A 1829-nucleotide genomic window follows, 5' to 3' on the forward strand; every position below is an offset into this window, starting at 1 on the left:
AGGTATAGCCATACAGTAGGGGGCGGACCTGGCCCTGCACCCAGATGCGGGTGTAGTTGTCCGCCGCCTCAAAGCGCAGGATCTGACCCATTGGCACGGGTCTGCCCAGCCCGCGAAAATGCAGACTGGGCAGGGGCGTAGGCAAGCGCCGGGCAGGGGTCATGGACGGAGCAGCGATAGGGCAGGCAGCGTGGGTAATGACAGAGGCTCACCCGGCAAGGGTGGCACGGGAGGCATTCGCCGGGTGAGCTCTTTGTTGATTAGCCTCAGGGTGTATTGGCAGATGGCTTGCCGGAGGGGGGAGGCCTCCCAGCGGATGCCCCGCTCGTAGTGCCCCCGGCAGTCCAGCAGGGTGGCCAAACTCAGACTAGCGATCTCCTGGGCAAGCGACATATCAGAAGGACTTAGCGCGGGTTGAACTTGGTGTACAGGGCCTGGGTGGCCGCCTGGGTAGCCTGGTGCTCGCCTCCCGTGGGCGGGGTCTGCAACAGGGCCGGGCCGGGCGTGGTCAGCTCAGGCTGCATGCCCAGGTGGGCATTCCACCACTTGGCCATGCAGGCCGACCCGTGCTTTTCTACCATCGAGCGGCAGAACACCTGGAGCTCCTCCTGATTGGCGAAGGTGTATTTGCTATGGTCCAGCTCGGGAAACCAGACTTTCTTGCGGGCGTTGGTGGAGCGCTCCTGGGGCAGACGGCCCGTGGCGTTGAGCATTGTGTAAAGACTATTGAGGTGATCCAGCAGGGGGTCGGTGTGGCGCACCCAGCTCAGGGCTTTGTAATTGGTCCGGTACAGAATCAGAATGCAGACCTGATCGGATTTTGGCACCTGCATGAGCTTGCCGGTGGGCAGCTCTTTGAGATTCTCATAGACGCGGATCTCATCACTCTTCTGAAGATAGGGCGAGAGGGGATTGGTGATCTTGCGCATTAAGAGCTCGGCCTTGTTGGTGAGCTCAAAGCCCTGGCCTTTGGAGTAGCCCTCGATCAGGGAGACCCTATTGTGTCCGTCCTGGGTCATGTCGATCTCCCAGCGGAAGGAGCTGGCCTGGGGGTCGGATTTGAATTTAACGGGGGAGAAAGCGCGGGGCTGGGGGCGATTGGAGGCGTTTGAGGCGGTCATGGCTATCGGGGTTGCGTGTTTGTGGCCGGATGAGGCCGGGGTTGGAAAAATTTTTTTGGCGTTTTTTTGGGTGGTTAACAGGTTAACCAGGGAGTAACGGGGAGTAATCAATAGAATAACTTCTGTCACATTCGTGTCAGGACAACAGGACTCCTAACCGAATAACTGCGTCTCGGAGGCTGAAAAAAACCGGTTCTGCGACCGGGGCATAGGGGGATTGGTCAAGCGCTAAAGGAGTGATTTTTAGCGGTATAGCGGGTGTAAATCCGGCGGCTGCTTGCAATCAGCATCAGGATTTGGGGAGCGGTATGGTCCTTAGCGGAACGGCGGGGGGCGAGAGGCGCGGGTAGTAGTCATCGGAGAGAGGGAAAGCGGGTAAAGGAAGTTAGAAAGTCAGGGGGGCAATGATCGGGGCGATGGATTGGGTGAAACAGGTCAGAACTGAGTCTTGTGATCAGCTAGGCAAGTAGCTGGCGTTAGGCAAGTAGCTGGCGGGGTACGTTCCTGACGCAGGCCAGGTGGCGCAGCGCCAGGGCGGGCGCTGTGCCCTCCAGGATGGGCACGCTTCGAAGCTGCTCCTGGACGATCTCGTAGGTGATCAGCGCGTGGGAGATCTTCACCCAGGCCTCGTGGGTCAAGACCACCATGCCGTACTCCTGGGGGACCAGGCGCTCTACGACTAGTAGCAACTTAGGGGGTACATACGTA

At 59.4% G+C, this 1829-nt stretch carries 3 protein-coding genes; all 3 read right to left on the minus strand.

What is annotated here, in order from left to right:
- Nucleotides 1-159 precede the first annotated feature (159 nt).
- Nucleotides 160-393, minus strand: coding sequence for a hypothetical protein (locus J2I46_RS32510; RefSeq protein ID WP_207333288.1), 234 nt, complete (start codon nucleotides 391-393; stop codon nucleotides 160-162).
- 11 nt (nucleotides 394-404) lie between these two features.
- Nucleotides 405-1121: a hypothetical protein gene (locus tag J2I46_RS32515; RefSeq protein WP_207333289.1), complete on the minus strand. Its 717-nt coding sequence runs from the start codon at nucleotides 1119-1121 to the stop codon at nucleotides 405-407.
- Nucleotides 1122-1597: 476 nt separating this feature from the next.
- Nucleotides 1598-1829, minus strand: a 232-nt coding sequence (locus tag J2I46_RS32520) for a hypothetical protein (RefSeq protein WP_207333290.1), incomplete at its 5' end; no start/stop codon positions are given.

The sequence above is a fragment of the Fibrella forsythiae genome (assembly GCF_017353175.1).
Lineage (GTDB): Bacteria > Bacteroidota > Bacteroidia > Cytophagales > Spirosomataceae > Fibrella > Fibrella forsythiae.